Raw genomic sequence first — 23,151 nt, 5'->3', positions numbered from 1 at the left:
AACCGGCTTTATGCTTGCACCGCGATACGTGTTAGTCATGTGGCGAGGCGCGCCGGCGGTATCTCCGAGCCATCTGGCAATACTCATTAAATTGCTCTTCAATTAACTAATTTCACCTTCATGGCATCCGACCAGATCGCAGACAACGTCCCAGCGCAACAGCCGAACACGGTGGTGATTCCCGACGGCTGCAACCTGGGCGTGGTATTCCGGACATTGATTGCGGTCAACCTGACGATCATGGCGGCGCTCCTGCTGCATAGCGACGGCCTGCTGGCTGCACTCAACAGCTTTGTCGAATCGGCGATGCTGATCGAACCCGCCTGTTTCCTGTCGCTGGTTGCCTTGTGCGGCCTGCATCGGGTCGCTTACCGTTTGCCTCTATTTATCCAGCGGCTGTCGTGTCTGCTGGTGCCAGCCCTGGTGACGATGGCGGTGATCCGGCTGCTGTCCGGTTTCGACTGGTTCCTCAGCGGATTTTCCCACCTCGGCGCACGCGGCGGCATGCCGCTGGCGGCCTTGGCGGCGGCGCTGTTCGGCGGCGCACTACAGCACTATTTCGAATTGCGCGCCGGGCTTTTTCGCCGGTGCTGGTGGAAGCCCGCCTGCAAGCCTTGCAGGCGCGGATCCGGCCGCATTTCCTGTTCAACAGCCTGAACGCGGTGCTGTCGCTGATCCGGAACGAACCACGCCGGGCCGAGGCGGCGCTGGAAGACCTGGCCGACCTGATCCGGGTCCTGATGCGCGACGGCCGCGCCATGACTACGCTGGAAAAGGAAATCCGCCTGTGCCGGCAATACCTGTCGATAGAAAAAATCCGCCTGGGCGAACGCCTGAAAGTGCAATGGGAGCGGGCTGGCATCAGCGACGAGGTGATTTTCCGGGCGCAGATTCCCACCTTGCTGCTGCAGCCTTTGATAGAAAACGCCGTCCATTATGGCGTCGAACCGAGCACCGAACCGGCCCTGATCCGTATCCAGTTAAGCCATACGCTGGAACGGATTGAAATCGTCATCACCAATCCTTACAATCCGTATAGCGGCAAGGGCGTTGCGGCGCTGCCGGAAGGTAACCAGATGGCGCTGGAAAATATCCGCGAACGGCTGGCGCTGCTGTACGATGTCGAAGGACAACTGACCACCGCCACCAGCCTCGGCCAGTTCGAAGTGCGCGCCAGTTTTCCCTATGTAAAAAGCAAAGTCGAGGCGGCCCTGGCCAAGCCGCAGGGAAGCAGATAAAACCGACAACAAACATCTTATTTCATGATCCCTCGCATCTATATCGTTGACGATGAAGCGCCGGCGCGCGCCAGGCTGAGTACGCTGCTGTCCGACATCGTGGCCGAATGCCCGCACTACCTGGTGGGCGAAGCCGGCCATGCGCAGGCGGCGCTGGAAGGCATTCGCGCCACCGCGCCAGACCTGGTCTTGCTGGATGTGCAGATGCCTGGCATGAGCGGCTTGCAGCTGGCCGAGCAGCTGCTGGCCAACGCCAATAGCGGCCTGGCCGAACCGCCCCTGATCATTTTCGTGACTGCCTACGACGACTATGCGCTGAGCGCTTTCGATGTCCAGGCTTTCGACTACCTGGTCAAGCCGGTGCGCGCCACCCGGCTGGCGCAAGCCATCGGCCGCGCCAGCCGCATGCGCCAGCAAGCGCAGGCAGCTTCGGCAACCGGCCCCGGAGCGGTCGCCGTCAGCGCTCTGCCGCGCCAGCATTTCGCGGTGCAGGAGCGCGGCCGCATGTCGCTGGTGCCGATGGCCGAAGTGCTGTACCTGAAGGCGGAACTGAAATACGTCACCTTGCGCACCAGGACCAAGGAATACCTGATCGAAGATTCGCTGGTCTCGATTGAAGAAGAACTGGCGCTCCACTTTGTGCGCGTGCATCGCAATGCGCTGGTGGCGCGCAACGCCATCAGCGGCGTCGAACGTGTCATGCAGGCAGCGGACAAGGACAGCGAGGGCGATGGCGAAAAACCGCAGGAAATCTGGCAAGTCATCTTGCGCGATATCGATCATTGCGATCACCGCCTGCCGATTTCCCGGCGTCAGCTGGCCGAAATCAAGGCGTTGGTCCGCTAGCGACACCGCCACCGTTACTGCAGGGTGGCAGGCGTGCCATACTGGCGGCTGATCGCCAGCGCCGCGGCGGCGGCGCGCGTCTCCACACCCAGCTTGATATAGATGTGTTCCAGGTGCTTGTTCACCGTGCGCGGGCTCATGCCAAGAATCTCGGCGATGTCGCGGTTGGTCTTGCCTTTGGAGACCCAGGCCAGGACATCGGTTTCGCGCGGCGTCAGCCGATAATCTTCAAGCTGGACCGCATTCGGCAACACCAGGGATTTTTCTTCCAGCAGCAGAGTCAGCTCGGCGCTCTGGGTGTTTTTGGAAAGATTGATGGTCAGTTCGCCGTCATCGCCGCTGATCACCAGCGGCTGCAGCGGCTGCTGCGTCTGCCGCAGCAACACCAGGTTTTCATTCAGCCAGAACTGCAGCTGCGGCGGCAGCTTGCGCTGGTCGCTGCGCGGGAAGTATTTTTCCAGCCAGAACGAGGCCTTGCCGGTTTGCCATAAAGGCGCGCCATCGATGCCGAGCACGATCACGGCATGGGCCGCGGCGTCGATTACATCCCTGGCCTGCGACATCATGCGCGCCGTCTTGATATGGGCGGCGACGCGGGCGACGATTTCCAGCGGCTGGATCGGCTTGGTGACATAGTCTATGCCGCCGACCTGGAAGCCGCGCACCACATGCTCGGTCTCGGTGAGGCCGGTCATGAACACTACCGGCACGTGGGCGGCGCTGGCCAGCAGCTTGATGCGGCGGCAGGTTTCAAAGCCGTCCAGCCCCGGCATGACGGCATCCAGCAGGATCAGGTCGGGCGTGATGTAGCCCAGCCGCTGGATGGCGCTGGCGCCGTCGGTCGCGACCAGCACGATATGGCCGCTCTCGTCCAGCGCATCCGACAGCAGCGCCAGGTTGTCCGGCATGTCGTCCACGATCAGCACCACCGGGCGGCTGGCTAGCGGCCTTGGCGGCGGATCGGCGGAGAGAGTGAGATGGTCGTCCAAGATAGTCCTTGTCATGCGCTGTCGACGCGTTGCGCAGGCTGCTCGCCGGCCTGGTACAGCAACGCCTGCAGGCGCGCGCTGTAGTCGTTCAGGCGAAAACGTTTCACCAGTTCGCGCAGCTCGCGGGTGAACGGCTGGTAGACCGGGTCCTGCTGTTCTATTTCATCGAGCTTGCCGACGATGCCCTTGATGTAGCCGATCGCCCCCAGCTCCAGCAGCGCCTGCAGTTTTTCCCGCGCCGGGATCACCAGGATGGCGCTGCCTGCTGCGGCGCCGGCGGCGGCCGGCGGCGCCGGATCGGAAATCCAGTCGACTTTCAGGTGCAGCCGGATCTTCGACAGCAGGTCGTTGAAAGACACCGGCTTGACCACAAAATCGTTATAGCTGAGCGGATCGATCTGCTGCGGCGTGCTCTCGAACGCGTTGGCGGAGACGATGATGATCGGCAGGCTGGCATGGCCCTGGGAGCGTATCGCGCGGCACACGGCGCCGCCGTCCATGGCTGGCATGGCGATGTCGAGCAGCACCAGGTCCGGCATGGCGCGGGCGATTTCCGCCAGGCAGGCGGCGCCGCTCGCGACCTCGCTGATGTCGAATCCGAGCGGCGCCAGCATGGCGCTCAGCACGGCGCGCTGCGAGGCCTGGTCGTCCACCACCAGTATCCGTTTCCTGGGACCGAGATAACCCGACATCTGGTCTTCCAGCTTGATGCGGCGGCGCGGCGCGCGTACCTCCGACAGGTAGATCTTGAGCTGGAAAGTGCTGCCCTTGCCGATGTTGCTGGCGACCGACAGCGCGCCGCCCATGATGTGGGTCAGCATGCTGCTGATGGCCAGGCCGAGCCCGGTGCCGATGTCTTCGCGCAGGTTGGCGGCGTTGCTGCGTTCGAACGGCAGGAACACCCGGGCGATGTCTTCTTCGGCGATGCCGATGCCGCTGTCCTCGACTTCGAAATAAGTGATCTCGCGGGCATGGCGGACCCGCAGCGTGACATGGCCGGCGTCGGTAAACTTGACTGCATTGCCTAGCAGGTTGATGAGTATCTGGCGCAGCCGTTTCTGGTCGACCTGGACCACCTCCGGGATACGGCCTACCTTTTCAAAGCGGAACGCCAGGCCCTTTTGCTCGGCTTGCGGCGCAAACATCTGCACGATCTGGTCGAGGAATTCGTGCAGCGGCAGTTCGTCCGCCGCCAGCCGCATCTTGCCGGCTTCGATCTTGGCGATATCCAGCAAGCCGTCGATCAGGCTCAGCAGATGTTCGCCGCTGCGGCGGATGACGCCGATGGCGTCCCTGCGGCCTTCCGGGATGGCGTGGTCGACCTGCAGGATCTGGGCGTAGCCGAGGATGCTATTGAGCGGCGTGCGCAGTTCATGGCTCATGCCGGTGACAAAACGGCTCTTCGCCAGGTTGGCCGCTTCTGCCGCTTCCTTGGCGCGTTGCAGGGCGGCGTCGGTCTGGTTGTGGGCGTCGATTTCCTGCAGCAGCAGGTTGGTCTGCCGTTCCGATTCCTCGTGAGCGACGCTGCGGCTTTCATTGGTCAGCACCAGCCACCATGAGCCGACGCCGATGAACACCAGCAGCGAGGCGAACAGCTTGATGAAAATTCCCGCCATCGAATCCGGACCGCCGCCGGCCAGGCCAGACATGCCCGCCAGCTGCTGGTAATACAGCAGCCACAGCACCACCGCCAGTCCGCCCGACACCAGGCTGAACACGATCAGGTAGTGGCCGATGCGAGTATTGAGCTTGAGCGTGAAACGTTCGGGCAGGAAACCGCGCAAGGTATTGAATATCTGGTCCGGCATGCGCGACGCTTCCTTGCAGCGGTCGTTACAGCGTGCATCGAGCGAGCAGCACAGCGAACAGATCGCGCCCTGGTAAGCCGGGCAGTGCGCCATGTCAGGCGTCTCGAAATGGTTGCCGCAGATGACGCATTCCAGCTGGCCATGGTGGCTGTCGGCCAGCTGGTCGTGGCGGGCGATATAGTATTTTCCCTTGGTCGCGTAAGCGATCACCGGTGCGATCAGCAGCGCGCTGCCGAGCGCGATGAAGGGCGCTAGCGCCCGCGCCACGCCGCCGAACATGCCGGACAAGGCCAGCGCCGACAGCGCCGAGGCAATCAGCATGGCGCCGACGCCGACCGGATTGATGTCGTACAGGTGGGCGCGCTTGAACTCGATATGCGGCGGACTCAGGCCCAGCGGCTTGTTGATGACCAGGTCCGAGACCACCGCGCCGATCCAGGAAATCGCCACCAGCGCGTACAAGGCCAGCACATGCTCCAGCGCGTTGAAGACGCCGATTTCCATCAGCAGCAAGGCGATCAGCACATTGAACACCAGCCACACCACACGGCCCGGGTGGCTGTGCGTCAGGCGCGCGAAGAAATTCGACCAGGCCAGCGAACCGGCATAGGCGTTGGTGACATTGATCTTGATCTGCGACACCACCACAAGCAAGGTGACCGCCGCCAGCACCCAGGCCGGATCGGAGAACACGTAACGATAGGCGATCAGGTACATCTGGGTCGGCTCGACCGCCTTGCCGATCGGCACCTCGTGTTGGATCGCCAGGAACGCCAGCAGGGCCCCGCCGAGCATCTTTGCCGCGCCCAGCAAGATCCAGCCCGGTCCCGCCAGCAGCAATGCGCTCCACCAACGGTAGCGGTTGGCAGCGGTCTTTTCAGGCAGGAAACGGAGGAAGTCGACTTGCTCGCCGATCTGTGCGATTAATGAAAAGGCAACGGTGGCGGCGGAGCCGAACAGCACCAGGTCGAAGCTGTTGCCGTTTTCGGCGCGGCCGGCGAAGGTCATCAGGTTGGCCAGCGCATCCGGTTCCTTGTGCAGCACGCAGACATACGGCAGCACCAGCAGCACCAGCCACAGCGGCTGGGTCCACATCTGCAGGCGGTTGATCAGCGTGATGCCGTAGGTCACCAGCGGAATCACCACCAGGGCGCAGATGATGTAGCCGAGCACCAGCGGCAGGCCGAAGTAGAGTTCGATCGCCTGCGCCATGATCGACGCTTCCACTGCAAAAAAGATGAAGGTGAAGGTGGCGTAGATCAGCGAGGTGATGGTCGAGCCGATGTAGCCGAAGCCGGCGCCGCGCGTCAGCAGGTCCATGTCGACGCCGTATTTGGCTGCGTAGTAGCTGATCGGCAGCCCGGTCAGGAAGAACAGGATGCTGACGCAGACAATTGCCCAGAATGCATTGCTGAAGCCGTAGTTGAGCGTGATGGTGCCGCTGATGGCTTCCAGCGCCAGGAAAGAGATGGCGCCGAGCGCGGTGTTGGCCAGGCGGAATTCCGACCATTTGCGGAACGAGCGCGGCGTAAAGCGCAGGGCGTAGTCTTCCAGCGTCTCGTTGCCGACCCAGGTGTTGTAGTCGCGGCGGACCTTGACGATGCGTTGGGTGGCGGTAATCTTCACGTTTGACGGGTGACCTTGGGCGTGGGGAACGAAACAGCAGGCAATTCTGCTTAAGCAATTTTCGAACCAATTCGGGCCGGCTTGGATACGTCATTTGACGTATATGAAAAATTCCCAAAGGTAACTTTGTGCCAAAGCGGGGCGTGCAGGATTGACGATTCAACATCGAACTCCCGCCGCAAAAAGCCGCTCCTCAAACAAGCGCACCAAGGTGATGCGGCGGCGCTGCATGGCCGTGCGTAGCGCCGCCATGCCAGGCGCGGCGCAGCTTACGTCAAACAACGTATTGCTGCACCGCATCGCAAATCCTAATCTCCTTCCCAGAACGAACAGATCCGGACGCCGGTTCACCGAGCGGCGAGGCGCTGGACGTTGACTTTATCCCTGGTTTGCCTTCGTCACATAACCGCCCCGAAAGGAGTACTGCATGTCGCATCGTTCTGCATCCGATAAGCCCTCGTTCCAGCGCCGCAAGGTATTGCTGGGCCTGGCCGCCAGCGCCGCGCTGGCTTTGCCGGCCATCGGCTTCGCCCAGTCGCCGGCCACGGCCAAGATCAACACCACCAAGCTGGCGGTTACCGATACCGAAGTCACCGTCGGCCAGCTGCACTCGGCCACCGGCACCATGGCGATCAGCGAAACCGGCTCGATCCAGGCCGAACGGCTGGCGATCGACCAGATCAATGCCATGGGCGGCATCCTCGGGCGCAAGATCAAGATCATCCAGGAAGACGGCGCCAGCGACTGGCCGACCTTCGCCGAAAAGGCCAAGAAGCTGCTGGAGAGCGATCACGTCGCCGCCGTGTTCGGCTGCTGGACTTCGGCTTCGCGCAAGGCGGTGCTGCCGGTGTTCGAGAAAGACAACGGCCTGCTGTATTACCCGACCTTCTATGAGGGCCTGGAACAATCCAAGAATGTCTTCTACACCGGACAGGAAGCCACGCAGCAGGTGCTGGCCGGCCTGAACTGGGTCGCCAAGGAAAAGAAAGCCAAGACCTTTTTCCTGGTCGGCTCCGACTACATCTGGCCGCGCACTTCCAACAAGATCGCCCGCAAGCACATCGAGAATGTCTTGAAAGGCTCGGTGGTCGGCGAAGAGTACTACCCGCTGGGCAATACCCAGTTCGGCTCGCTGATCAACAAGATCAAGCTGAAAAAGCCGGACGTGATTTTCGCCGACGTGGTGGGCGGCAGCAACGTCGCCTTCTACAAGCAGCTCAAGGCTGCCGGCGTCACCGCCAAGACCCAGAACCTGCTGACGATCTCGGTCACGGAAGATGAAATGCTGGGCATAGGCGGGGAAAACGTCGAAGGTTTCTATTCGTCGATGAAATATTTCCAGAGCCTGGACAATCCGAACAACAAGAAATTCGTGGCCGAATTCAAGGCCAAGTTCGGCCCCAATGCGGTCATCGGCGACGTTACCCAGGCAGCTTACCTGGGGCCATGGCTGTGGAAGGCCGCGGTCGAGAAGGCCGGCAGTTTCGATGTCGACAAGGTGGTGGCGGCATCGCCCGGATTCGAATTGAAGAGCGCGCCGGAAGGCTACGTCAAGGTTCACCCCAATCATCACCTGTGGAGCAAGACCCGCATTGGCGAGGCGCAGAAAGACGGCCAGTTCAAGGTCATCTATGAATCCGACCTGATCGAGCCGAATCCTTTCCCCAAGGGCTACCAGTAAGTTTTCCATTGTCTTAACGGTCCGGCGGTCCGGCGGCCCGGGGGCGCAGCGTCGCCATCGGGCCGCCTGACGCCAGCCGCAACATTGCAAGGAGCCACCGTGGTCTCACTTTCCGAATTCGGCGCCATTTTCGCCATGCAGGGCTTCAACGGCCTGTCGGTATTCTGCGTCCTGCTGCTGATGGCGCTTGGCCTGGCCATCATCTTCGGCCAGATGGGCGTGATCAACATGGCGCATGGCGAGTTCCTCACCATCGGCGCCTACATTACTTATCTGTTGTCCAAGCTGACTACGCTGTATGCGCCCAGCCTGCAGCCCTATTATTTCTTTGCCGCGATTGCGCTGTCTTTCGTGACCGCCTACATCGTCGGCTATGTCACCGAGTGGCTGATGATCAGCCGCCTGTACAAGCGGCCGCTGGACACCTTGCTGGCGACCTGGGGCCTGAGCCTGGCCATGCAGCAAACGTTTCGCTCCATCTTCGGCGCCAAGGAAGTCAGCGCCACCCTGCCGGACTGGCTGATGGGTTCGTTCAAGCCGACCGACAGCATAGACATTCCCATCAACGGCGTATTCATGATGGCGCTGACGGCGGTGCTGACCGGCGTCATCTTCCTGCTGCTGTTCCGTTCGCGCTGGGGTTTGCAGGTGCGCGCCACCATGCAGAACCGCCTGATGAGCGGCGCGGTCGGCATCAATACCCGCAAGGTCGACCGCAGCACCTTTGCTCTCGGATGCGGGGTCGCCGGCATCGCCGGGGCAGCGTTCACCACCATCGGTTCGACCGGGCCGACCAGCGGTTCGCTGTATATCGTCGACACCTTCCTGGTGGTGGTGTTCGGCGGCGCGCAAAGCCTGCTGGGCACGATCGCTTCGGCTTTCTCCATCGCCCAGACCCAGTCCACCGCCGAGTTCTTCCTGACCGGATCGATGGCCAAGGTGCTGACGCTATCAGCAGTGATCCTGATTTTGCTGCTGCGGCCGCAAGGGCTGTTCGCGGCCAAGATCCGTAAATAACCGGCGCCATCGAAAGGGCTCGCATGAATGCAGCATATGAAAAATTGTTGGGCGGAAGGTCGGGCCTGATCGGCTTGCTGATCCTGTGCGGACTGCTGCTGGTGGTGTTTCCCCTGGTCTTCGATATTTTCCGCCTGAACCTGGTCGGCAAATACCTGGCCTATGCCTTTGTCGCCGTTGGCCTGGTGCTGTGCTGGGGTTACGGCGGCATCCTCAGCCTGGGGCAGGGCGTGTTCTTCGGCGTGGGCGGTTATTGCATGGCGATGTTCCTCAAGCTGGAAGCATCCGATCCAATCAGCACCAAGATCCAGTCGACCCCGGGCATTCCCGATTTCATGGACTGGAACCAGATCACCGAGTTGCCGCTGCTGTGGCAGCCGTTCCACTCCTTCGGCTTTACCTTGCTGGCGGTGCTGCTGGTACCGACCTTGATGGCGCTGGTGATCGGCGCGGCGATGTTCAAGCGCCGCGTCGGCGATGTGTATTTCTCTATCGTCACCCAGGCGATTGCCGCCATCCTGGCGATCCTGATCATCGGCCAGCAAGGACTGACCGGCGGCGTCAACGGCATCACCGACCTGAAAACCCTGATGGGTTGGGACATCCGCACCGATTCGGCCAAGCTGGTCCTGTATTTCGTCAACGCCGGCCTGCTGATCGGCTGCATCCTGATCGGGCGTTTTATCCTGAACTCGAAGCTGGGACGCCTGCTGGTGGCGATGCGCGACAAGGAGGAGCGGGTGCGGTTTTCCGGCTACGACGTCGCCAGCTTCAAGGTGTTCGTGTTCTGCGTTGCCGCCATGTTTTCCGCTATCGGCGGCGCCATGTTCACCTTGCAGGTTGGCTTCATGTCGCCATCGTTTGTCGGCATCGTGCCTTCCATCGAGATGGTGATCTATGCCGCGGTGGGCGGCCGCATGTCCTTGCTCGGCGCGGTCTACGGCACCTTGCTGGTGAATTTCGGCAAGACCTATTTTTCCGAATCGTTTCCTGAACTGTGGCTGTTCCTGATGGGCGGCCTGTTCATTGCGGTGGTGATGTATTTCCCGAACGGCCTGGCCGGACTGTACCAGAGCCACGGTAAGCTTTTGTTGTCGAAACTGAGCGGGTGGAAGCGCCGCCGGGTCATCAGCCTCGCACCGCCGGCCGTCGCCAAGCCGCAACCGGCGCTCGCCGACGTGACTATCGAACTGCCGCACGGCAGCCTGGAGGGATCGAAATGAGCGGAAATCCTATCGGTTTCGAATCAAGCGACCGGCCGGTGCTGGCGATTGAAGACCTGACGGTGTCTTTCGACGGTTTCAAGGCGGTGGACGGCTTGAATTTCTACGTCGAGCGCAATGAGGTGCGGGTGGTGATCGGTCCCAACGGCGCCGGCAAGACCACCGTGCTGGACCTGATCTGCGGCAAGACGCAAGCCACCGCCGGCAGCATCCAGTTCAAGAACCGCGAACTGACCAAGATGCGCGAGCACGAAATCGTCCAGGCCGGGGTCGGCCGCAAGTTCCAGACGCCGTCCATCTACGAAAACCTGAGCGTGTTCGAGAACCTGGAGATGTCGTTTCCGCGTGGCCGCAAGGTATTCGGCGCACTGGTGTTCAAGCGCACGGCGGAAGTGGTGGAACGGGTCGAAGCGGTGGCCAGGGAAATCTTCCTTGACGCCCAGCTGTACCAGCAGGCCGACCTGCTGTCGCACGGACAGAAGCAGTGGCTGGAAATCGGCATGCTGCTGATGCAGGAGCCGGAACTGCTGATGCTGGACGAGCCGGTGGCCGGCATGAGCGTCTCGGAACGCGAGAAAACCGCCGAGCTGCTGGGACGCATCAGCAAGGGCCGTTCGGTGCTGGTGATTGAACATGACATGGAATTCGTCAAGAGCATCGCCCACAAGGTCACCGTACTACACCAGGGAAAAATACTGGCCGAAGGCAGCATGGAATCGGTGCAGGCCAATCCCAAGGTGATTGAAGTCTATCTCGGCCACTAAACCATTCGGAGCACTTATGTTCAATGTCTCGCATCTTGCCTCCGGCTATGGCCAGAGCCAGGTCATCCACGATGTCAGCCTGGCAGTCGGCAAACAGGAAATCGTCGCCGTCATGGGCCGCAACGGCATGGGAAAAACCACCTTGTTCAAGACCCTGATGGGAATCCTGCCGCTGCGCGAAGGCAGCATCCAGATCGACGGCCAGGAGCTGGGCCACCTGGAGAGCTATCAGCGGGTCGCCAGCGGCGTCGCTTATGTGCCGCAGGGGCGCATGATTTTCCCCGGCATGACGGTGCTGGAAAACATCCAGACCGGCTTGCCGGCGAGCGCGCTCGGCAAGGTGCCGGATGAGCTGTACGCCTTGTTCCCGGTGCTGCACGAAATGCGCGGCCGCAAAGGCGGCAACCTGTCCGGCGGCCAGCAACAGCAGCTGGCGATTGCGCGCGCGCTGGCCACCAATCCCAAGGTACTGCTGCTGGACGAGCCGACCGAAGGCATCCAGCCGTCGATCATCAAGGACATTGCGCGCAGCCTGAAAGAAATCCGCAAGCTGCGCCAGTTGACCATCATCGTCTCGGAGCAGGTGCTCAGCTTCACGCTGGAAATCGCCGACCGCTTCCTGGTGATCGACAAGGGCCGTTTTGTCTACGAGGACACGAGCGACAAGGTCGACGCCGCAACCATCAGCCGTTATTTGTCGGTCTAGCAGGCCGAAGAGTTTATCCAGACAGATCACAGGAGAGATACATGAGGCACGGAGATATATCCAGCAGCAAGGATGGCGTCGGGGTCGCAGTCGTGAACTACAAGATGCCGCGCCTGCATAACAAGTCTGAGGTATTGGCAAACGTCCGCAATATCGCGGCGATGGTGGTAGGCATGAAACAGGGGCTGCCGGGACTGGACCTGGTGATTTTCCCGGAATACTCGACCCACGGCATCATGTACGACCGCGAGGAAATGTTCGATACCGCCGCTGCCATCCCCGGCGAGGAAACCGCGATTTTCGCCGAGGCCTGCCGCCAGGCCAATGTCTGGGGCGTGTTTTCGCTGACCGGCGAACGGCATGAGGAACATCCGCACAAGGTGCCGTACAACACCCTGATCCTGATGAACAACCAGGGCGAGATTGTCCAGAAGTACCGCAAGATCATGCCGTGGACACCGATCGAAGGCTGGTATCCGGGCGAGACCACTTATGTTTCCGACGGCCCGAAAGGCCTGAAGATCAGCCTGATCATCTGCGACGACGGCAACTATCCCGAAATCTGGCGCGACTGCGCGATGAAAGGCGCCGAGCTGATCGTGCGTTGCCAGGGTTACATGTATCCGGCCAAGGAGCAGCAGGTGCTGGTGTCGAAGGCGATGGCGTGGATGAACAATGTCTATGTGGCGGTGGCCAACGCCAGCGGCTTCGACGGCGTGTATTCCTATTTCGGCCACTCGGCCATCGTCGGCTTCGACGGCCGTACCCTGGGCGAATGCGGCACCGAGGAAATGGGCATCCAGTACGCCGAACTGTCGCTCGGCCTGATTCGCGACGCGCGCCGCAACTGGCAATCGCAGAACCATCTCTACAAGCTGCTGCACCGCGGCTACACCGGCAAGATCAATTCCGGCGAAAGTGCGGCCGGCGTCGCCGACTGCCCCTTCGATTTTTACAAGACCTGGGTCAACGATCCGCAGCAGGCGCGGCGCCAGGTCGAGGCGCTGACCCGCGGCACGGCCGGCACGCCGGAATGCCCGATGCCTGGCATTCCTTCCGAATGAACCACCCTGATTGAGCCACCAAGAGGAGAGTCGCATGCAACATTTCAAGATCAAACCGGGCGTGCCGCTGGCGCAGCAAGCCGAGCTGGGACATAACCGCTGGCATCCCGACCTGCCGTTCCTGTCCTCGGTCAAGCCGGGCGAGGCGATCCTGATCGAATCGCTGGATTTCCTGGATGCGCAGATCCAGGACAACGACGACGTTTCCGACGTCAGGAACGTCGACCTGACCCGCGCCCATCCGCTGACCGGGCCGTTCCATGTCGAAGGCGCGGAACCGGGCGACCTGCTGGTGATCGACCTGCTCGACATCAAGCCGGTGACGCCGGTCGGTTTTTCCGGCGTATTTTCGAAAGAGAACGGCGGCGGCTTCCTGGCCGATACTTTTCCTGACGCCGACAAGGCGATCTGGGACTTGAAAGGTTTGTACGCCACTTCGCGCCATATTCCCGGCGTACGCATCGCCGGCCTGACCCATCCGGGCCTGATGGGCTGCCTGCCGTCGCACGATTTGCTGGCGGAATGGAACCGGCGCGAGGCGCCGCTGGCGGCCAAGGGCTTGGCCAAGCCGCCTGATCCGAGCACCGCCGTGCTGCGCGGCCTCAGCGGCGCCAAGTTCGACAGCATGGCGAAGGAAGCGGCGCGCACCGTGCCGCCGCGCGAACATGGCGGCAATACCGATATCAAGGACTTGTCCGCCGGCACCCGGATCTTTTTCCCGGTGTATGTGAAGGGCGCGGGCTTTTCCATGGGGGACCTGCATTTTTCCCAGGGCGACGGCGAAATCGGCTTTTGCGGCGCGATTGAAATGGATGGCGTCAGCCACGTCGGTTTCGACCTGATCAAGGGCGGCATGGCGAAATACAACATCAGCTCGCCGATCTTCATGCCCAGCATCGTCAAGCCGCACTACGAGCAGTGGCTGACCTTCGAAGGCATCAGCGTCGAGAACGGCGTCAACTATTACCTGGACGCCACCGTGGCCTACCGCCAGGCCTGCCTGAAAGCCATCGATTACCTGACCCACTTCGGGTATACCGGCAGCCAGGCCTACATGCTGCTGACCGCGGCGCCGGTGGAGGGGCGCATCGGCGGCATCGTCGATATTCCGAATTGCGCCTGCACGGTGTCCCTGCCGACCTCGATTTTCGACCAGGACATCACGCCCAAGGGGATGCTGAACGATAACGCGTACTGGGGAAGGAAACCTTAGCGGCGGCGGCAGGGTTCAATCCTGCCTCGCTCCCGGTCCAATTCAACCAAAGGATAATACGATGCCGCTGTACGACATCCGCTGCAGCCATTGCGATGGCATTTTCGAAAAACTGTTGCCGCTGCAAGCGCTGGAAAAACCGCTGGCCTGTCCTTACTGCGCCGAGGAGACTCTTGCCGTGCCTTTATTCACCGGCGGCCGCGTCAAGCTGCGCGTGGCGGAACGCTGGCAGGCGCGCAACGGCGCCGAACAGCTGGCCGGCCGCGGCGCCACCGGGCCGGGCACGCAAGCCGGTGCCGGCAGGAGCAGCGTGCTGCATAATTGCAAAGGACATAACTGCAGTATTTGCGATACCTGAGCTAGGGCCTGTTCGCACTCCCAAATCAAGTGTGAACAGGCCCTAGGTTACACCAGCAGGTTCAGGGCATGCGGGTTGCCGGCGCCGTATTGCGGAAACAGTTTCTGCATGGCCGGATCGCCGATCCGCATGTGTTTTTCCGCCAGCGTCGCCAGCACCGAACGGAAGTCGGTGGTGATGGCCAGGTCGCGCCCTTCGTTGAGCGATTTGTCGTCGATGCCCGGCCAGGAGCCATGGATGGTGCGGCCGCGCACATTGCCGCCCAGCAGCCACATGGCGTTGCCGTGGCCGTGGTCGGTGCCGCCGTTGCCATTTTCGCGGAAGGTACGGCCGAATTCCGACATCACCACGATCACCGTATCGTTGAATGCCGGCCCCAGTTCGCGCGCCAGCGTGGTCAGGCCGTCGGCCAAAGGCCGCAGGCGGTTGGCCAGCTGGCCGTTGCCGTTGCCCTGGTTGGTATGGGTGTCCCAGCCGCCGACGGCGACGAAACCGAGCCGGATGTCAGGGTTGCTGCGCATCAGCCGGCCCAGGCGGGCGGTGTCTATCGACAGGCCGTTCGGCAGCGGCGCGCCGTTATTCGCCATTTTCTGTTCCGAGCTGCTGGCGTCGGCCATCAGTTCCTTGCGTGCCGAAATGCCGTCGCGATAGCTTTTGCCAAGTGCCGCGTCTTCCGCATACAGCGCGGCATAGGCCTGGCTGACTTCGGGGCGGTCGATCAAGGTAGGACGGGTGGCGTCGCGGCCGGTAGGCATGTTGGCGACCACCGCCCGGCCGGTCAGGATGCGCGGCACCGATTCGCCCAGCGTCAGGGCTTGCATCGGCGACGAGGATGAGGGCATCACGCCGAGCATGCGGTTCATCCAGCCGTCGCGGGTATTGTGCTGGCCCGGCGTGCCGGTCTCCATGTAATCCTGCGCTTCGAAATGCGAGCGCGACATGTCCGGCGAGCCGGAGGCATGCACGAACGCCAGCCGGCCGTCGTCCCAGTACGGCTGCAGCGCCTGCAGTGCCGGATGCAGGCCGAAGTAGCCGGTCAGGTCGATGGCGCCGTTCTGGGTGCCGGGGCGCGATACGGCAATGCCCGGCCGCGCCTTGTAGTAATTGTGGTCGCCGTGCGGCACCACTACATTCAAGCCGTCCACCGCGCCGCGCAGGAACACCACGATCATGCGCGGCGTACCGTCGCCGGTTGCGTGCGGGCGTTGCAAGGGACTGCCGTACGACAGCGGGCTGTCGACCATGGCGATAGGCGCAGCCGGGACGGGTTTTGCCTTGGCCTGCGGTTTGCTGGCAGGCGCTACCACGCAGCCGGACAGGCCGACCGGGATCAGGATGGCGCCGCTGGCGGTCAGGCCCAGGTGGCGGATGAAATCACGACGTTTCATGACATGGCTCCCATGGACTATCTCTTCATGAAATCAGGACTGCCGAGTATCAGGCCGACCTGCAGGTTGGCGGGTGCGGCGCTGATGGTGCTCAGGCTGTGCGGCGTCAGCGCCGGCGCCAGGGTCTGCTGCAATTGTTGCGGATCGATGGGGGCAGCGGTGTTCGGTGCTGCAGCGACGGGCGGTGCTCCCGGCACGGGCGGCGGCGGATCGCTGCGGGCGATCGGCGATTTGCCGTTGCTCAGGCCGTTGACGAAATTGATGCGGCGGAGCAGGGCGTCCGGATTGAGCCAGGCCTCCTCGGAAAACTTGTAACCCTCCGGCGTCAGCCAACCGTACAGCGGCTGTCCCAGCTGATTGAGCACGCCGTCTATCGGCCGTACATTCAGCACCGGCGTCGCGGTTGCGCGCAGCGACGACACTACATATTGGTACGGCGTCTTGAACTGGGTCTGGTAATTGCTGCGGGCCCAGAATTCGGGGCTGTCGAACAACGTATGCAGCACCGCCTTGATGTCGCCGTTACTGCTCAGGAAACGACGCGCCAGTTTTTCGGTCAATGCAGGTTCGGGTTTGTCGGAAACGAAATACTGCACCAGCTTGGCTGCGACGAAGTGTGCCGTGGCCGGATGGCGCGCCAGGATATCGAGCGCCTGTTCGCCTTCCTGGTAGCCGCTGCCCTTGATGGTCTGGCCGAGGAAAACCTTGTCGCCGCCATCATGGCGGCGCGGGTTGAAGATGAACGCCGGCTGGCCGTCCTTCATACCTTTTTCATCGATGGTCCAGCCGCTCAGGATGCGCGCCAGGGAAATCACGTCGGCCTGGGTGTAGCCGCTGTCGACGCCCATGGTGTGCAGTTCCAGCAGTTCACGGCCGTAGTTTTCGTTGAGTCCTTTGAAACGGCCTTTGGCTTCTGGTGTGCCGGCGCCGCTGCTGAGCCAGTTGTCGAGGTAATACAGCATCGCCGGATGATGGGCCACCGCGCCCAGCAGCTGGCGGAAGTTGCCGAGCGCATTGGGCCGCAATACGTCTTTTTCATATTCGCCGTTCCAGTAGCGCACCCATTCCTTGCCCTCGAAGACGTTGAAGTGGTTGAACCAGAATTCGGTCATCACTTCCTGCAGCTGGCGCGGGCTTTCGGTAGCCAGCCACAGCCGGGAAAAATGCGTCTGCGGCGTGATGTCCTTGTTGGCGCGCTGGCGCGCCATGTTCTTTTCTTCAGGGGTGGCGCTATTGGGAGGGAAAGAGGGCGGACCGTATTGCTGGTAAAGCTGGGTTGCCGTCAGTTGATAAGTCGGCAAAGCGGAAAGTCTGTTTGCCAGGTCTGGCGGCAGCGGCAGGCTGTCGGGATTCAATTGCTGCTCGATGTAGCGTTTGACGCCGAGGCGCTTGACTGCATCGACGTCGCCGGGACGCGGTCCATAGGCCAGCCGGTTGAGTACGTGCAGGGCTTTTTCCGAGTCGCTCAGCGGCGGCTGGACACTCTGCGCATGGACCGCCACCATGCCCATGCCGCTGAGCAGCGCGATCGATAGAAAACGAGAAAGGGTCGACATGTTTCGCCTTATGCAATTTTCTGCTTATTTTCTGCTTATGCCTCCGATTAACGCCTTGCAGGCGCGATACGCCTACAAGACCGGTGTAACAGATTGTAAGGCGGCAACATTGGCCGGCTGCGCAGCGAATCAGATCACTTTGCCTGGATTCATCAGGTTCAAAGGATCCAGAGCTTGCTTGATGGTCTTCATCAGTGCCATTTCCACCGGCGATTTATAGCGCAGGATTTCGTCGCGCTTGAGGGCGCCCAGGCCGTGTTCGGCCGAGATCGAGCCGCCCATGCGGTCGACGCTGTCATGCACGATGCGGTTGACGTCGGCTTGCCGTTCTATGAACTGTTCGGCGGAGGAGGCGACGGGCGGCGAGACGTTGTAGTGCAGGTTGCCGTCGCCCAGGTGGCCGAAGGTGACGTTGCGGCAAGCGGGGAAATGCTGCTGCAGCAGGGCGTCGGTAACGGTGATGAATTCGGCGATGCGGGAAATCGGCAGCGAGATGTCGTGCTTGATGTTCTTGCCTTCCATCGCTTGCGCCGAGGAGATGCTTTCGCGCAGCTGCCACAGGGCGCGCGACTGGGCGCTCGAGCTGGCCAGCACCGCATCCTGGCAGATGTCCTGTTCCAGGGCGTCGCCGATGACGGCTTCCAGCAGGCCGCCGGCGTGATCTGCGGATTCGTTGTCGGACAGTTCCAGCAGCACGTAGTACGGATGGCGCTGGGTAAAGGGGAATTGCAGTTGCGGGAAATGTTTGGCTACCAGTTGCAGGCACAGGTCCGACATCAGTTCAAAGCCGGTCAGGGTAGAGCCGCAGCGGCTTTGCGCCAGGCTCAGCAGGCGTAGCGCATCTGCCGGAGTCTGTGCCGCCGCCAGTGCGGTGAGCTGGGCTTTTGGCTGCGGGAATATCTTGAGCACGGCGGCGGTGATGATGCCTAGCGTGCCTTCTGCGCCGATGAACAGGTCGCGCAGGTCGTAGCCGGTGTTGTCCTTGCGCAGGCCGCGCAGGCCGCGCAGGATTTCACCTTGGGCGGTCACCACTTCCAGGCCGAGGCAGAGTTCGCGCGTGTTGCCGTAGCGGAGCACCGCGGTGCCGCCAGCATTGGTGGAGAGGTTGCCGCCGATGGTGCAGCTGCCTTCCGCGGCCAGCGACAGCGGAAACAAGGTTTGTTCTGCGGCGGCGGCTTCCTGGATGTGTTGCAGGATGCACCCGGCTTCTGCCGTGATGGTGTGGTTGAGCGGGTCGACGGCGCGGATGCGGTTCAGGCGTTTGAGCGACAGCACCATGGCCTGGCCGCTCTGGTCAGGTACGCTGCCCAGCACCAGGCCGGTGTTGCCGCCTTGGGGCACGATCGGGATCAGGAACTGCGCGCAGAGTTTCACGATGGCTGCCACTTCGGCAGTGTCCGCCGGTTTGACAACAGCCAACGCCGCGCCGGTAAAGCGTTGGCGCTGGTCAGTCAGGTAGCCGGCTTTGTCAGCTTCGTCGGTAAGCACGTGGGCCGCGCCGATAGCGTTGCGACAGGCATCGAGAAATTCGGTGTTTTTCATATTCAAATTTCGGCAAAATAGTTAAATGGGGTCAGAGTTTTTTTTCGCGCCTTTTGCGAAAATTACTCTGACCCCATTTAACGGACCACGGAGTACATACCGTCCTATTGCGACGCCTTCTTGATAGCTTGCTTCGCAACTTCCTTGGCCGCCTTCTTGTAAGGCCTGAGATAAAGGATGGTGCAAATGAAAAAGACAACGCTGAGCACGGCTTCCAGCCAGCCCAGCCTGCTTGACAGGAAACTGCTGTCGCTGGTGGCGCGCACTATGCCTTCGGTGAAATAGATCAGGATCAGCATGGACGCCCATTGCATGGTGTACACGTCGCGCTTGAGCACGCCGCGCAGCGGGAACAGCAGCGGCAGCACTTTCAGCACCATCCAGGAGCCGCCCGGGCGCAGCGGCGCCAGGGCCAGTTCCCAGGCCAGGCCGAGCGCGATCAGGGCCAGCAGGCTGCCGACCGCGCCGAAATAGAAGAAGCGCGGCTGGCGTGCTGCGTGCGGCAGCGGGTGGGTCGATATGCCCGGTTTCAGTTTGGTGGTCATCATGTCCCCGCGATGTTGATTTTTATATTCGGCTTCAAGGTGTCACTTTTAAAGCGTCAACTTCAAGGCGGTTTCCGCCAGGCGCCGGCCCTGGGCGATCGCCAGGGTGCGGCTCTCGGCCGAAATCGGATGTGTACCGTTCATGCCGGACCAGTGGCTGGCGCCGTACGGGCTGCCGCCGCTGGCGGTTGTCATCAGTTCCGGCAGCGTGTAGGGTAGGCCCATCACCAGCATGCCATGGTGCAACAAGGGTGTCATCATCGACATCAGGGTCGATTCCTGGCCGCCGTGCAGGCTGCCGGTGGAGGTAAACACGCAAGCCGGCTTGCCGGCCAGGGTGCCGGCCAGCCAGTCGGTGCTGGTGCCATCCCAGAAGTATTTCATGGCGGCGGCCATGTTGCCGAAGCGGGTCGGCGATCCCAGCGCCAGGCCGGCGCATTCCTGCAGGTCGGCCAGTTCGACGTAAGGCGCGCCTTCGGCCGGGATATCCGGCGCGCTGGCTTCGGTCACGGTCGACACCGCTGGCACCGTGCGTAAGCGCGCTTCGCAGCCGGCGACGGAGTCGATGCCCTGGCCGATCAGTTCGGCCAGCTTGCGCGTCGAACCATGGCGCGAGTAGTACAGGACCAGGAGTGGTGTGTTCACACTAATATTCGCAGTCATATTGGATGAGTTCATTTTGGTACGCACTTTGCTATTATAGGGCGCTTTAGCGCTGGTTCATGGTGCAAAACGCGCCTTTAATCACCCGCTCCGGAAGGCAAAATCAGGGAAAGCATGAAGTCATTGAAATTTTCCAGGCTGCGCGGCCTGTCCTGGCCGCAATTGCGCGATCTGTTTCGTTTCGCGGCGCGCCGCCTGGATGAAGAGCGCCTGCCGCAGGTTGCCGGCAGCCTGACCTTCACCACCATCCTGGCGCTGGTGCCGATGCTGACTATCGCCTTGGCGATCTTTACCGTATTTCCACTGTTCAGCACCTTCCGCGCTTCGCTGGAACAGTATTTTGTGCAAAACCTGATGCCCAAGGGCGTCGCCAACGTCATCCTCGACTATCTCAACCAGTTCGCCACCAAGTCGGCGCGCTTGTCGGCGGTCGGCGGCGTGGCGCTGATCGTCACTTCGGTGCTGACCATGTCGACGGTGGACCATGTGTTCAACCGCATCTGGCGCGTCAAGAAGCAGCGGCCGTGGATACACCGGGTGCTGGTGTACTGGGCCATCATTACATTGGGACCTTTGCTGATCGGCATCTCGATCACCGTCACCTCCTATTTGTCGGCCGCGGCCAACGGCCTGGTGGTGAGCTGGGCCGGCAGATGGTTCTATACGCTGCTGTCGGTGTCGCTGACCACCGGTGCGTTTACCCTGCTCTACGTGGCGGTGCCGAACCAGCGGGTGGACTGGCGCGACGCCGTCTGGGGCGGCCTGCTGGCGGGCATCGTGTTTGAAATCGCCAAGCGTTTTTTTGCCGCCTACGTCATCAAGTTCCCGACCTACACCATGGTCTACGGCGCGCTGGCCGCCTTGCCGATTTTCCTGTTGTGGATCTACATGCTGTGGATGATTACCCTGGTCGGCGCCTTGCTGGTGGCGGCCTTGCCGGTGGTGAAGTACGAACGCTGGTGGCACGTGCCCGCGCCGGGCAGCGCTTTTGTCGATGCGATGGCGGTATTGGGCGTGTTGCACCAGGCCAGGACAGGAGGCAGTTCGGCCGCGGTGGATGCGGACCAGATACGGCGCGCGACCAGGCTCGGTTTTGACGAATCGGAAAGCCTGCTGCAACAGATGCAGGAGATCGGCTGGGTCGGTTCGGTACAGACCGACAAGCTGGTCAGGACCCAGTGGGGCCGCAAAGCGCGCATCAGCGTCGACGGCTGGATCTTGCTGGCCAATCCGGAACGGCTGAAACTGAGCGATATCTATCGTCTGTTCGTGTGCAACCTGGTGGCGGGCAAGGTGACCGACGAGGCGCTGGCGTGGCAGGTGGAAGAGGCTATCGAACGCGGGCTGGAGCAGACGCTGGCAGCATATTTTGCCGACGGTTTAGTACATCCGGAACTTGAGGTCGCCGCCGCGCAGTAAGCCCGGCGTCCAGAAATAGCTGACCTGCACCATGCCCTGGTAGGTCGGCCTTGTGTAGTTCATCAGGAACAATGGCCGCTTGGCGGCGACGGCGGGCGCTTCCGGCCTGGCAACCTGGCCTGGCCCCCGGTGCGTCAGCGCGGTTTCCCTGGTTTGCATGAATTCCCCGTTTCCTCATTGACGAGCAGCCGCCTTCTGGCTTGTCATCATGTCTAAAAGTAAAGTAGGCGCTATTCTAAGGGACAAACGGTTCACATTGCCGTGAACCGTTATTTTACATAGTTGTTTAAAAAGAAACCTGGCCTGTCAGCATCTGCCAGTACATGACCCAGTCGCCGAGTAAAGAGTAGAGCGGCTGCCTGAAGGTGGCGGGGCGGTTTTTCTCGAACACGAAATGGCCGATCCAGGCAAAACCGTAGCCGCACACCAGTGCTACGGCCAGCCAGTACAGGGCGCCGGTCAGCACCAGCGCCACCAGCGAAAGCAAGGCCAGGGTCGAGCCGACGAAGTGCAGCTGGCGGCAAGTGCGGTTGCTGTGCTGGCTCAGGTAGCTCGGATAAAACTCGGCGAACGTTTCGTATTTCTTTTCAAGCACGGTAGGCATGGCGTCTCCTCGCGGTTGCTATGCTTCAAGCTTAACCCCCGATGGCGGCAGGCGCAACCGCTGCCGGCGAACGCAGCGCTGTCGTTGCAAACCTGTACAGATGATCCAGCACCGCATCCGGCTGTTCCGCCATCAGGGCATGGCCGCTGGCGTCGACCTGCACTACCTTGGCATGCTTGATCGCAGCAATCAGGCCGGCGGCTGCCTTGGCCGGAGTCATGACGTCGTGCTGGCCGAGCAGGAACAGGGTGGGGCAGGCCACCGCCTGTGCCGCCTGTTCGCCGTTTGCATAATTGTTGCAGGCGGCAAAGTCGGTATGGAACACGGTCGGCTTGCTGTCCGACTGCCGGGCAATGCGCTGCATCAGGCGCTGGCTGGCGCCTTGCACATGGAATCCCGGGCCGGGCGCCGAAGGCTTGGGCGACATGGTCGAGTGCGACCAGATGTTCACCATGTCGATCGCGCTCTGCTGGTCATTGTTGGCGGCATCGAGCAGCGCATCGGCGACTTTCATCGGATAGGCGGTGCCGACCAGCGCAATGCCGGCGATGCGCGTGGAACCGGCCGCGCGGCCGGCGCTCTCCAGGGCGACCAGCGAACCCATGCTGTGGCCGATCAGGATGGCTTTGGTGACGCCGGCGGCATCCAGCAGGGATTCCAGCCAGCCTGACAATTCCTCGATGCTGGCCAGGGCCGGACCCTGGCTGCGGCCGTGGCCCGGCAAGTCCGGCGCCAGCACGCCGAAACCGTGATGGGCGAAATAGCGGGTTTGCAGGATCCAGACCGAGTGGTCGTTCTGGCCGCCGTGGATGAATACCGCGGTCGGCAGTGCCGGGTTGAAGCTTTTGCCGCCGGTATAACAATAGCTGTCGTTATCTGCGCCATGTATTTTTAGCAGCAT

General features: G+C 61.8%; 22 protein-coding genes. 12 read left to right on the top strand and 10 right to left on the bottom strand.

The genetic code is table 11. The features are described 5' to 3' along the window. Positions 1-120: 120 nt before the first annotated feature. Genes CFter6_RS26495 through CFter6_RS16900 form a run of 3 tightly spaced genes read left to right on the top strand, consistent with a single transcriptional unit; the run spans position 121 to position 2,084 of the window. A complete protein-coding gene (locus tag CFter6_RS26495) occupies positions 121-657 on the top strand; it encodes a hypothetical protein (protein WP_236904328.1) in 537 nt (178 codons plus the stop codon). Further along, a complete protein-coding gene (locus CFter6_RS26490; RefSeq protein WP_236904322.1) occupies positions 594-1,238 on the top strand; it encodes a sensor histidine kinase in 645 nt (214 codons plus the stop codon). The genes CFter6_RS26495 and CFter6_RS26490 overlap by 64 nt, the downstream gene beginning before the upstream one ends. Positions 1,239-1,262: 24 nt before the next feature. Beyond that, complete coding sequence (locus tag CFter6_RS16900) at positions 1,263-2,084, top strand: LytR/AlgR family response regulator transcription factor (RefSeq protein WP_061540916.1); 822 nt, start codon at positions 1,263-1,265, stop codon at positions 2,082-2,084. Positions 2,085-2,098: 14 nt separating this feature from the next. Here the strand turns inward: CFter6_RS16900 and CFter6_RS16895 are convergent, their stop codons facing one another. Beyond that, positions 2,099-3,088 (bottom strand): response regulator transcription factor, encoded by a 990-nt coding sequence (locus CFter6_RS16895; RefSeq protein ID WP_082814839.1) that lies wholly within the window; start codon positions 3,086-3,088, stop codon positions 2,099-2,101. Continuing rightward, a complete protein-coding gene (locus tag CFter6_RS16890; RefSeq protein ID WP_061540915.1) occupies positions 3,085-6,507 on the bottom strand; it encodes an ATP-binding protein in 3,423 nt (1,140 codons plus the stop codon). Before CFter6_RS16890 ends, CFter6_RS16895 begins: the two co-directional genes overlap by 4 nt. Positions 6,508-6,934: 427 nt before the next feature. On the opposite strand from CFter6_RS16890, the gene urtA reads away from it, so the two are divergent. The 8 genes from urtA to CFter6_RS16850 all read left to right on the top strand — a co-directional run bounded on the left by urtA (position 6,935) and on the right by CFter6_RS16850 (position 14,533). Then, positions 6,935-8,188 carry an urea ABC transporter substrate-binding protein gene (urtA, locus tag CFter6_RS16885; protein WP_014006909.1) on the top strand — a complete coding sequence of 418 codons (1,254 nt, stop codon included), beginning with the start codon at positions 6,935-6,937 and terminating at the stop codon, positions 8,186-8,188. A 99-nt stretch (positions 8,189-8,287) separates the two neighbouring features. Further along, the gene (gene urtB / locus CFter6_RS16880; RefSeq protein WP_061540914.1) at positions 8,288-9,205 is read left to right on the top strand and encodes an urea ABC transporter permease subunit UrtB; all 918 of its coding nucleotides are present in this window, start codon (positions 8,288-8,290) and stop codon (positions 9,203-9,205) included. 23 nt (positions 9,206-9,228) lie between these two features. Next, entirely contained in the window at positions 9,229-10,428 is a 1,200-nt protein-coding gene (gene urtC / locus CFter6_RS16875; RefSeq protein ID WP_061540913.1) for an urea ABC transporter permease subunit UrtC, read from the top strand. Further along, positions 10,425-11,192 carry an urea ABC transporter ATP-binding protein UrtD gene (urtD, locus tag CFter6_RS16870; protein ID WP_061540912.1) on the top strand — a complete coding sequence of 256 codons (768 nt, stop codon included), beginning with the start codon at positions 10,425-10,427 and terminating at the stop codon, positions 11,190-11,192. Before urtC ends, urtD begins: the two co-directional genes overlap by 4 nt. Positions 11,193-11,208: 16 nt before the next feature. Continuing rightward, positions 11,209-11,898 carry an urea ABC transporter ATP-binding subunit UrtE gene (gene urtE, locus CFter6_RS16865; RefSeq protein WP_061540911.1) on the top strand — a complete coding sequence of 230 codons (690 nt, stop codon included), beginning with the start codon at positions 11,209-11,211 and terminating at the stop codon, positions 11,896-11,898. Positions 11,899-11,939: 41 nt separating this feature from the next. After that, a complete protein-coding gene (locus CFter6_RS16860; RefSeq protein ID WP_061540910.1) occupies positions 11,940-12,962 on the top strand; it encodes an aliphatic amidase in 1,023 nt (340 codons plus the stop codon). A gap of 34 nt (positions 12,963-12,996) precedes the next feature. Beyond that, the gene (fmdA, locus tag CFter6_RS16855) at positions 12,997-14,175 is read left to right on the top strand and encodes a formamidase (RefSeq protein ID WP_041742133.1); all 1,179 of its coding nucleotides are present in this window, start codon (positions 12,997-12,999) and stop codon (positions 14,173-14,175) included. Positions 14,176-14,236: 61 nt separating this feature from the next. Beyond that, positions 14,237-14,533 (top strand): FmdB family zinc ribbon protein, encoded by a 297-nt coding sequence (locus tag CFter6_RS16850; RefSeq protein ID WP_061540909.1) that lies wholly within the window; start codon positions 14,237-14,239, stop codon positions 14,531-14,533. 47 nt (positions 14,534-14,580) lie between these two features. Here CFter6_RS16850 and CFter6_RS16845 read toward each other — a convergent pair whose 3' ends face one another. The 5 genes from CFter6_RS16845 to wrbA form a co-directional block, all read right to left on the bottom strand. Continuing rightward, positions 14,581-15,921 (bottom strand): DUF1501 domain-containing protein, encoded by a 1,341-nt coding sequence (locus CFter6_RS16845; protein ID WP_061540908.1) that lies wholly within the window; start codon positions 15,919-15,921, stop codon positions 14,581-14,583. A 17-nt stretch (positions 15,922-15,938) separates the two neighbouring features. Then, complete coding sequence (locus CFter6_RS16840; RefSeq protein ID WP_061542427.1) at positions 15,939-17,426, bottom strand: DUF1800 domain-containing protein; 1,488 nt, start codon at positions 17,424-17,426, stop codon at positions 15,939-15,941. A gap of 180 nt (positions 17,427-17,606) precedes the next feature. Further along, the gene (locus CFter6_RS16835) at positions 17,607-19,019 is read right to left on the bottom strand and encodes an FAD-binding oxidoreductase (protein WP_061540907.1); all 1,413 of its coding nucleotides are present in this window, start codon (positions 19,017-19,019) and stop codon (positions 17,607-17,609) included. Positions 19,020-19,123: 104 nt separating this feature from the next. Continuing rightward, positions 19,124-19,567, bottom strand: coding sequence for a DUF2069 domain-containing protein (locus tag CFter6_RS16830; RefSeq protein ID WP_236904314.1), 444 nt, complete (start codon positions 19,565-19,567; stop codon positions 19,124-19,126). A 45-nt stretch (positions 19,568-19,612) separates the two neighbouring features. Then, positions 19,613-20,227, bottom strand: coding sequence for an NAD(P)H:quinone oxidoreductase (gene wrbA / locus CFter6_RS16825; protein WP_417924773.1), 615 nt, complete (start codon positions 20,225-20,227; stop codon positions 19,613-19,615). A 114-nt stretch (positions 20,228-20,341) separates the two neighbouring features. Here wrbA and CFter6_RS16820 point away from each other — a divergent pair, with 114 nt between their 5' ends. Further along, complete coding sequence (locus CFter6_RS16820) at positions 20,342-21,646, top strand: YihY family inner membrane protein (RefSeq protein ID WP_061540905.1); 1,305 nt, start codon at positions 20,342-20,344, stop codon at positions 21,644-21,646. Here the strand turns inward: CFter6_RS16820 and CFter6_RS16815 are convergent. The 3 genes from CFter6_RS16815 to CFter6_RS16805 form a co-directional block, all read right to left on the bottom strand. Beyond that, positions 21,608-21,805, bottom strand: coding sequence for a hypothetical protein (locus CFter6_RS16815; RefSeq protein WP_061540904.1), 198 nt, complete (start codon positions 21,803-21,805; stop codon positions 21,608-21,610). The two genes, CFter6_RS16820 and CFter6_RS16815, sit on opposite strands and share 39 nt — an antisense overlap. 127 nt (positions 21,806-21,932) lie before the next feature. Continuing rightward, positions 21,933-22,250, bottom strand: a complete 318-nt coding sequence (locus CFter6_RS16810; RefSeq protein WP_061540903.1) for an Mpo1-like protein — start codon at positions 22,248-22,250, stop codon at positions 21,933-21,935. Positions 22,251-22,281: 31 nt separating this feature from the next. Beyond that, positions 22,282-23,151 carry an alpha/beta fold hydrolase gene (locus CFter6_RS16805; RefSeq protein ID WP_061540902.1) on the bottom strand — a complete coding sequence of 290 codons (870 nt, stop codon included), beginning with the start codon at positions 23,149-23,151 and terminating at the stop codon, positions 22,282-22,284.

It is taken from the genome of Collimonas fungivorans (assembly GCF_001584145.1).
In the GTDB taxonomy this organism is placed as follows: domain Bacteria; phylum Pseudomonadota; class Gammaproteobacteria; order Burkholderiales; family Burkholderiaceae_D; genus Collimonas; species Collimonas fungivorans.
Note: the sequence above shows the minus strand (reverse complement) of the source record. Positions and strands in the feature narration are given on the sequence as shown.

Excerpts from the sequence above, each read along its gene's own strand:
- CFter6_RS16845 (WP_061540908.1), bottom strand. The coding sequence starts at position 15,921 with ATGAAACGTCGTGATTTCATCCGCCACCTGGGCCTGACCGCCAGCGGC.
- urtE (WP_061540911.1), top strand. The coding sequence starts at position 11,209 with ATGTTCAATGTCTCGCATCTTGCCTCCGGCTATGGCCAGAGCCAGGTC.
- urtD (WP_061540912.1), top strand. The coding sequence starts at position 10,425 with ATGAGCGGAAATCCTATCGGTTTCGAATCAAGCGACCGGCCGGTGCTG.
- CFter6_RS16895 (WP_082814839.1), bottom strand. The coding sequence starts at position 3,088 with ATGACAAGGACTATCTTGGACGACCATCTCACTCTCTCCGCCGATCCG.
- urtA (WP_014006909.1), top strand. The coding sequence starts at position 6,935 with ATGTCGCATCGTTCTGCATCCGATAAGCCCTCGTTCCAGCGCCGCAAG.
- CFter6_RS16840 (WP_061542427.1), bottom strand. The coding sequence starts at position 17,426 with ATGGTGGCGGTCCATGCGCAGAGTGTCCAGCCGCCGCTGAGCGACTCG.
- CFter6_RS16860 (WP_061540910.1), top strand. The coding sequence starts at position 11,940 with ATGAGGCACGGAGATATATCCAGCAGCAAGGATGGCGTCGGGGTCGCA.
- CFter6_RS16850 (WP_061540909.1), top strand. The coding sequence starts at position 14,237 with ATGCCGCTGTACGACATCCGCTGCAGCCATTGCGATGGCATTTTCGAA.
- urtC (WP_061540913.1), top strand. The coding sequence starts at position 9,229 with ATGAATGCAGCATATGAAAAATTGTTGGGCGGAAGGTCGGGCCTGATC.
- fmdA (WP_041742133.1), top strand. The coding sequence starts at position 12,997 with ATGCAACATTTCAAGATCAAACCGGGCGTGCCGCTGGCGCAGCAAGCC.
- CFter6_RS26495 (WP_236904328.1), top strand. The coding sequence starts at position 121 with ATGGCATCCGACCAGATCGCAGACAACGTCCCAGCGCAACAGCCGAAC.
- CFter6_RS16820 (WP_061540905.1), top strand. The coding sequence starts at position 20,342 with ATGAAGTCATTGAAATTTTCCAGGCTGCGCGGCCTGTCCTGGCCGCAA.
- CFter6_RS16805 (WP_061540902.1), bottom strand. The coding sequence starts at position 23,151 with ATGCTGCTAAAAATACATGGCGCAGATAACGACAGCTATTGTTATACC.
- CFter6_RS16835 (WP_061540907.1), bottom strand. The coding sequence starts at position 19,019 with ATGAAAAACACCGAATTTCTCGATGCCTGTCGCAACGCTATCGGCGCG.
- CFter6_RS16815 (WP_061540904.1), bottom strand. The coding sequence starts at position 21,805 with ATGCAAACCAGGGAAACCGCGCTGACGCACCGGGGGCCAGGCCAGGTT.
- CFter6_RS16900 (WP_061540916.1), top strand. The coding sequence starts at position 1,263 with ATGATCCCTCGCATCTATATCGTTGACGATGAAGCGCCGGCGCGCGCC.
- CFter6_RS16810 (WP_061540903.1), bottom strand. The coding sequence starts at position 22,250 with ATGCCTACCGTGCTTGAAAAGAAATACGAAACGTTCGCCGAGTTTTAT.
- CFter6_RS16830 (WP_236904314.1), bottom strand. The coding sequence starts at position 19,567 with ATGATGACCACCAAACTGAAACCGGGCATATCGACCCACCCGCTGCCG.
- wrbA (WP_417924773.1), bottom strand. The coding sequence starts at position 20,227 with ATGACTGCGAATATTAGTGTGAACACACCACTCCTGGTCCTGTACTAC.